Below are 6,765 nucleotides of genomic sequence, written 5' to 3' on the forward strand. Positions count from 1 at the left end.
CCCGAGAACAGCCCGCGTTCCTCGGCGAGGTCGATCGCGCTCGGGGTGGTGCCCAGGATCGGTACTCCCGCGGCTTCGAGGCCCTTCGCGAGTCCGAGAGCCGTCTGGCCGCCGAGCTGCACGATGACGCCCACGAGTTCACCCGACTGGGATTCGGCGTGGATCACCTCGAGCACGTCTTCGAGAGTGAGCGGCTCGAAGTACAGCCGGTCGGAGGTGTCGTAGTCGGTCGACACCGTCTCGGGGTTGCAGTTGATCATGATCGTCTCGAAGCCCGCGTCGTGCAGGGCGAACGAGGCATGCACGCACGAGTAGTCGAACTCGACACCCTGGCCGATACGGTTCGGGCCGGAGCCGAGGATGACGACCTTGCGCGCGTCGGAGGGTGCCACCTCTGTCTCGAGGTCGTATGAGGAGTAGTGATACGGCGTAAGCGCCGGAAACTCCCCTGCGCAGGTGTCGACCGTCTTGAAGACCGGGCGCACCCCGAACTGCCAGCGCGCATTGCGCACCTCAGCCTCGGTGAGTTCGCGCAGCTCGGCGATCTGGATGTCGGAGAAGCCGTGATCTTTCGCGAGCCGCAGGAGGGCGGCGTCGAAGCGCAGCGACCCCGCGATCTCGTCAGCGACCTCGTTGATGAGCACGATCTGGTCGAGGAACCAGGGGTCGATCTTGGTGGCCTCGAAGGCCTCATCGATCGTCGCGCCCTTGCGCAGCGCCTGCTGCAGCGTGACGATGCGGCCGTCGGTCGGGATGCGGGACACCTCGAGCAGTTCGGCCTTCGAGCGCGGCTCGTGACCCCAGTGGAAGCTGCTCCCCCGCTTCTCCAGGCTGCGCAACGCCTTCTGCAACGCGGTCGAGTAGTTGCGACCGATCGCCATCGCCTCACCGACGCTCTTCATCGTCGTCGTGAGCGTGGCATCCGCCGACGGGAACTTCTCGAACGCGAATCGCGGAACCTTCACGACGACATAGTCGAGGGTCGGCTCGAAAGATGCCGGCGTCACCTTGGTGATGTCGTTCGGGATCTCGTCGAGCCGGTAGCCGATCGCCAGTTTCGCGGCGATCTTCGCGATCGGGAATCCGGTCGCCTTCGACGCGAGCGCGCTTGAGCGCGACACCCGCGGGTTCATCTCGATGACGATGACCCGTCCGGTGTTCGGTTCGACCGCGAACTGGATGTTGCAGCCCCCGGTGTCGACGCCCACCCGGCGGATGATGTCGATCCCGATGTCACGCAGGTTCTGGTACTCGCGATCCGTGAGGGTGAGCGCCGGGGCGACGGTGATGGAGTCACCGGTGTGCACGCCGACCGGGTCGACATTCTCGATCGAACAGACCACGACGGTGTTGTCGGCGGTGTCGCGCATCAGTTCGAGCTCGTACTCCTTCCAACCGGTGATCGACTCCTCGAGCAGCACCTCCGTGGTCGGCGACTGGTGCAGGCCGTCGCCGACCATGCGCACGAGGTCAGCCCGCGTGTACGCGAAGCCCGAGCCGAGGCCGCCCATCGTGAACGACGGCCGCACGACGAGCGGATAGCCGAGATCGTCGGCGGCATCCACGGCTTCGCCGACCGTGTGCACGATGTGGCTGCGGGCGACATCTGCGCCCGATTCGAGCACCAGCTCCTTGAAGAGCTGACGGTCTTCGCCCTTCTTGATGGCGTCGACCTTCGCGCCGATCAGCTCGACGCCGTACTTCGCGAGGATGCCCTCCTCGTCGAGCGCGATCGCCGCGTTGAGCGCCGTCTGGCCGCCCAGGGTCGGCAGGATCGCATCCGGCTTCTCCTGCTTGATGATCGCCTCGAGCGCTTCGCTCGTAATGGGCTCGATGTAGGTCGCATCGGCGAAGTCGGGGTCGGTCATGATCGTCGCCGGGTTCGGGTTCACGAGAATCACCCGGATGCCCTCTTCGCGCAGCACCCGGCACGCCTGCGTACCCGAGTAGTCGAACTCGGCAGCCTGACCGATGACAATCGGGCCCGAGCCGATGACGAGAACCGAGTGAATGTCTGAACGCTTCGGCATTACTCGGAGTCTCCGTCGCTGGGTTTCGATACACCGGCTCCGCCGGCACTCAACCCGCCGGCCGCGTGCTCGCGCACGAGGTCGGCGAACCGATCGAACAAGTAGTTGGCGTCGTGCGGGCCGGCCGCCGCTTCGGGGTGGTACTGCACCGAGAACGCCGGGATGTCGAGCGCCCGCAACCCTTCGACCACCTGGTCGTTGAGGCCCACGTGACTCACCTCGACCTTGCCGTAGCCGTTCGGGCTGTCGACCGGCCCGTCGAGCGGGGCATCGACCGCGAAGCCGTGGTTGTGCGCCGTGATCTCGACCTTGCCGGTGGTCTTGTCGAGCACCGGTTGATTGATGCCGCGATGGCCGAACGGCAACTTGTAGGTGCCGAAGCCGAGGGCGCGACCGAGCAGCTGGTTTCCGAAGCAGATGCCGAAGAACGGCAGCTTGCGGTCGAGCAGTTCGCGCAACAGCGCGACGTGGGCGTCGGATGCCTCCGGGTCGCCGGGTCCGTTGCTGTAGAACGCGGCGACCGGGTCGATGGCAAGTACCTGCTCGAGGGTCACACTTTGTGGCAACACGTGCACCTCGAACCCACGGGCGGCGAGGTTGTCGACGGTGGACTGCTTGATGCCCAGGTCGAGAATGGCGAGGTTTCCGATCCGTTCGCCAACGGCCGGTGTGACCGTGGCTTCGGTGACCGAGACTTCGGCCGACAGGTTGCGCCCGGTCATCGACGGTGCGGCACGCACGATCGCGAGCTGCTCGTCGGCGGTGAGGGCGGCATCCGGGCCGGAGAAGACGCCCGCTCGCATCGCGCCCGAGTCGCGCAGCCGCCGGGTGATCGCGCGGGTGTCGATTCCGGAGATACCGACGATCCCGGTGTCGGCGAGTTCGCTGTCGAGCGACCGCTTCGCGCGGAAGTTGCTGACCACGCGGGACGGGTCGCGTACGACGTACCCGGCCACCCAGATGCGACGCGACTCGGGGTCCTCGTCGTTCATCCCGGTGTTGCCGATGTGCGGCGCCGTCTGCACGACGATCTGCCCGGCGTACGACGGGTCGGTGAGGGTCTCCTGGTAGCCGGTCATGCCGGTCGCGAAGACCGCTTCACCGAGCGTGCGGCCGCGGGCGCCGTAGGCACGGCCCTGGTAGCGGGTGCCGTCTTCGAGCACGAGCACGGCCAAGTCGGGGGATGTCATGCTGACTCCTTCACAGCCGGCGCGATCGTCTGGAGGGCAGCCACCAGAGAGGCGGGTTCGGCGACGCGCAGATTAGTGTCGACGTCGGTGCCGCCGTAGGTCCACCGGACGAACACGAGGCCGTCCTTGCCGACGACGCGGTCGATCGTCCAGGTCGCGCGGCCCACGCCGACGATCGCGGATGTCGGGATGAAGACATCCGGTCGGCCGGCGATGCTCAGCACGACCCCTTCGGGATGCACGGCGACCCCCGCACGAGCCCGGAAGCCGAGCCCGCGAACCGCGATCCTGTCGGTCGGAGCTTCAGCGTGGGTCGTGGCGACGTAGAAGCCGTCATCGACGGCAAGCGGAGCGCCGAGCGTGGCGGGAGGCACCTCGAGGGCGGGCAGTGCGGCTTGACGACTGCGACGTGCGCGCCAGCCGAGGGCGAGACCCACGAAGACGAGCAGAACGATCCCGAGGATGACCACGGTGGGGGTGACCCTATCCACGAGCGACCTCCTCCGGTTCGCGAAGTTCGCCGTCGAGCACCGTCGGTACTCCGCGGTGCACGGTCGCGACCACCCGACCGGGCAACTCGACCCCGAGGTAGGGCGAGTTGACACTGCGCCCGTGGAGGTGTTCCACCGCGAACGTGCGCCGAGCAGCCGGATCGACGAGCGTGAGGTGTGCGGGGGCGCCGACCGCGAACGGGGTGTCGTAGCCGTCGAGTCGTCCGATCGCGGCCGGCGCGGCCGACAGCACCCGGGCGACGGCTGCCCAGTCGAGCAGTCCGGTGTCGACCATCGCGGCCTGCACGACGCTGAGCGCGCTCTCGAGCCCGACCATCCCGAAGGAGGCTTCGGCCCAGGCTGCTTCTTTCGTCTCGACCGGGTGGGGGGCGTGGTCGGTCGCGACGATGTCGATGGTTCCGTCGGCGAGAGCCGCGCGCAGCGCGTCGACATCCTCAGAGCGGCGCAGCGGTGGGTTGACCTTGTACCGGGCGTCGTAGCTCTCGGCGAGATCCTCGGTGAGCAGCAGGTGATGCGGCGTGACCTCGGCGGTGACCGTGATGCCCCGGGCCTTCGCCCAGCGCACGACCTCGACGCTGCCGGCCGTCGACACGTGGCACACGTGCAGCCGAGCGCCGACCGCTTCGGCGAGCAGCACGTCGCGGGCGATGATCGCTTCTTCCGCGACGGCGGGCCAGCCTGCGAGACCGAGCTCCGAGGCGAGCGCGCCCTCGTTCATCTGGGCGCCTTCGGTCAGCCGCGGCTCCTGTGCGTGTTGGGCAACCACACCGTCGAACGTCGCGACGTACTCGAGGGCGCGACGCATGAGGAGTGCGTCGTGCACGCACTTGCCGTCGTCGCTGAACACCCGCACCGCAGCACGCGAGCGGGCCATCGCCCCGATTTCGGCGAGCCGCTCCCCCGCGAGTCCGATCGTCACGGCGCCGATGGGACGCACCGTGACGTAGCCGTGCTGTTCGCCCAGCGAGGCGACCTGCTCGACGACTCCCGCGGTGTCGGCCACGGGGCTGGTGTTCGCCATCGCGTGCACCGCCGTGAAGCCGCCGGCCGCGGCAGCGCGGGATCCGGTGAGCACGGTCTCGCTCTGCTCGAAGCCCGGCTCGCGCAGGTGGGTGTGGAGATCGACGAGGCCAGGCAGCGCCTGCAGGCCGTCGGCGTCGATCACCGTGGCACCCTTGGCGTCGCCGACATCCACGAACACCCCGTCACGGATGGCGACATCGCGGCGTGTCCCGTCGGGAAGAGTCGCGGCCTTGATCATCACGTTCATGCGGCACCACCAGCGAGCACGAGGTACAGAACCGCCATTCGTATCGAGACCCCGTTCGTGACCTGGTCGAGCACGAGCGAGCGGGCGGAATCGGCAGCGCCTGCAGAGATCTCGAGCCCGCGCATCATCGGGCCGGGGTGCATCACCATCGTATCTGGGCGCAAGGCGGCGAACCGGGCGTCGTCGAGGCCCCACTCGCGGGCGTACTCCCGCTCGTTGGGGAAGAAGGCCGCGTTCATCCGTTCGCTCTGGATACGCAGCATCATCACGACATCCGGCTTCTCGCCCAACGCGTCGTCGAGGTCGTGTCGCACCGTCGCCGGCCAGGTCGCGACCCCGGTCGGCAGCAGCGTCACGGGCGCGACCAGGGTCACCTCGGCGCCGAGCGTGGTCAGCAGCCACAGGTTCGAACGGGCAACCCGCGAGTGCAGGATGTCGCCGACGATCGTGACCCGCAGGCCGTCGAGGTCCTTGCCCCGGGACGCCTCGCCGTGCCGCGTCTTGCGCATCGTGTAGGCATCCAGAAGCCCCTGGGTGGGGTGCTCGTGGGTGCCGTCGCCCGCGTTGATGATGGCGGCGTCGATCCACCCGCCGTCGGCGAGCACGCGGGCAGCGCCCGAAGCCGGATGGCGGATGACGACCGCGTCGATCCCCATCGCGGCGATCGTCTGCGCGGTGTCCTTGAGCCCCTCGCCCTTCTGCACACTCGAACCTTTGGCGCTGAGCGTGATCACGTCGGCAGAGAGTCGCTTCGCCGCGGCCTCGAACGACAGGCGCGTGCGGGTCGAGTCTTCGAAGAACAGGTTCGCGACCGTGCGGCCCTGCAGCGTCGGCAGCTTGGGCACGGCACGCCGGGCGACGTCGGCCATGTCTTCGGCGACATCGAGGATGCCGATCGCGGTATCGCGATCGAGGTCGCGGGTACTCAGCAGGTGCTTCACGACTCGCCCCCGTCGATCTCGACCCCGTCGTCGCCGTCGGTTTCGGTCAGTCGCACGTTGACCCGCTCGGTGATCGAGCTCGGCAAGTTCTTGCCGACGAAGTCGGGGCGGATCGGCAGCTCCCGGTGACCCCGGTCGATGAGCACGGCGAGCCGCACCGCGCGGGGACGCCCGTGCGCGGTGAGCGCATCGAGGGCGGCGCGGATGGTTCTGCCCGAGTAGAGCACGTCGTCGACGAGCACCACCGTCGCGCCATCGATGCCCCCGGCGGGCAAGCGGGTCGGACTGGGGCTGCGGGTCGGGTTCGACCGGAGGTCGTCGCGGTACATCGTCACATCAAGAGCACCGACGCTCGCCCGCCCCGGGGCTAGCCTGTCGAGCACTGCGGCGATCCGCTCGGCGAGCAGAACACCCCGCGTCGGGATGCCGAGAACGATGAGAGCCGAGTCGCCCAGATCCGATTCGAGGATCTCGTGGGCGATCCGCGTGATCGCGCGATCGATGTCAGCCTGCTGCAGCACGGGGCGTGCAGTCATCCTGACCTCCTTCCCCGTCTCTCTGGACGGACTTAAAGGTGGTCTGTTTCGAGTCGATGCTACAGGGTCAGCCCGGATAGCGACTCACGAGGGTTCGCGGTTCCGCGAGATCGCGCCGAGTAGGCCGTTGAGGTAGCCCGACGAATCTTCGGTGCTGAGCGAGGTCGCGAAGTCGACGGCTTCCGAGATCGCCACCCCGTCGGGCACGTCGTCGTTGTGCAGAATCTCCCACGCCGCCATGCGGGCGATGGCGCGGTCGAGTGCCGGCATCCGGGCGAGGCTCCAG

Annotated in this window: 7 protein-coding genes; all 7 read right to left on the reverse strand. The window is 68.2% G+C overall.

The features are described from left to right. Positions 1–2,030: carbamoyl-phosphate synthase large subunit (gene carB / locus RMO30_RS00520; protein ID WP_309708063.1), on the reverse strand; the 2,030-nt coding region annotated here is incomplete at its 3' end. Then, entirely contained in the window at positions 2,030–3,220 is a 1,191-nt protein-coding gene (gene carA / locus RMO30_RS00525; protein ID WP_309708065.1) for a glutamine-hydrolyzing carbamoyl-phosphate synthase small subunit, read from the reverse strand. The genes carB and carA, both read right to left, overlap by 1 nt. After that, on the reverse strand, positions 3,217–3,711 hold the full coding sequence (locus RMO30_RS00530; protein ID WP_309708068.1) for a hypothetical protein: 495 nt from the start codon (positions 3,709–3,711) through the stop codon (positions 3,217–3,219). The genes carA and RMO30_RS00530 overlap by 4 nt, the downstream gene beginning before the upstream one ends. After that, entirely contained in the window at positions 3,704–5,002 is a 1,299-nt protein-coding gene (locus tag RMO30_RS00535; protein WP_309708070.1) for a dihydroorotase, read from the reverse strand. The genes RMO30_RS00530 and RMO30_RS00535 overlap by 8 nt, the downstream gene beginning before the upstream one ends. Continuing rightward, a complete protein-coding gene (locus tag RMO30_RS00540; RefSeq protein WP_309708073.1) occupies positions 4,999–5,943 on the reverse strand; it encodes an aspartate carbamoyltransferase catalytic subunit in 945 nt (314 codons plus the stop codon). The genes RMO30_RS00535 and RMO30_RS00540 overlap by 4 nt, the downstream gene beginning before the upstream one ends. Continuing rightward, positions 5,940–6,479: a bifunctional pyr operon transcriptional regulator/uracil phosphoribosyltransferase PyrR gene (gene pyrR / locus RMO30_RS00545; protein ID WP_309708076.1), complete on the reverse strand. Its 540-nt coding sequence runs from the start codon at positions 6,477–6,479 to the stop codon at positions 5,940–5,942. The genes RMO30_RS00540 and pyrR overlap by 4 nt, the downstream gene beginning before the upstream one ends. An 84-nt stretch (positions 6,480–6,563) precedes the next feature. Then, positions 6,564–6,765 (reverse strand): transcription antitermination factor NusB (locus RMO30_RS00550; protein WP_309708079.1); only part of this gene is annotated, 202 nt, incomplete at its 5' end.

The organism is Pseudolysinimonas sp. (assembly GCF_031389465.1).
Taxonomy (GTDB): Bacteria; Actinomycetota; Actinomycetes; order Actinomycetales; family Microbacteriaceae; genus Pseudolysinimonas_A.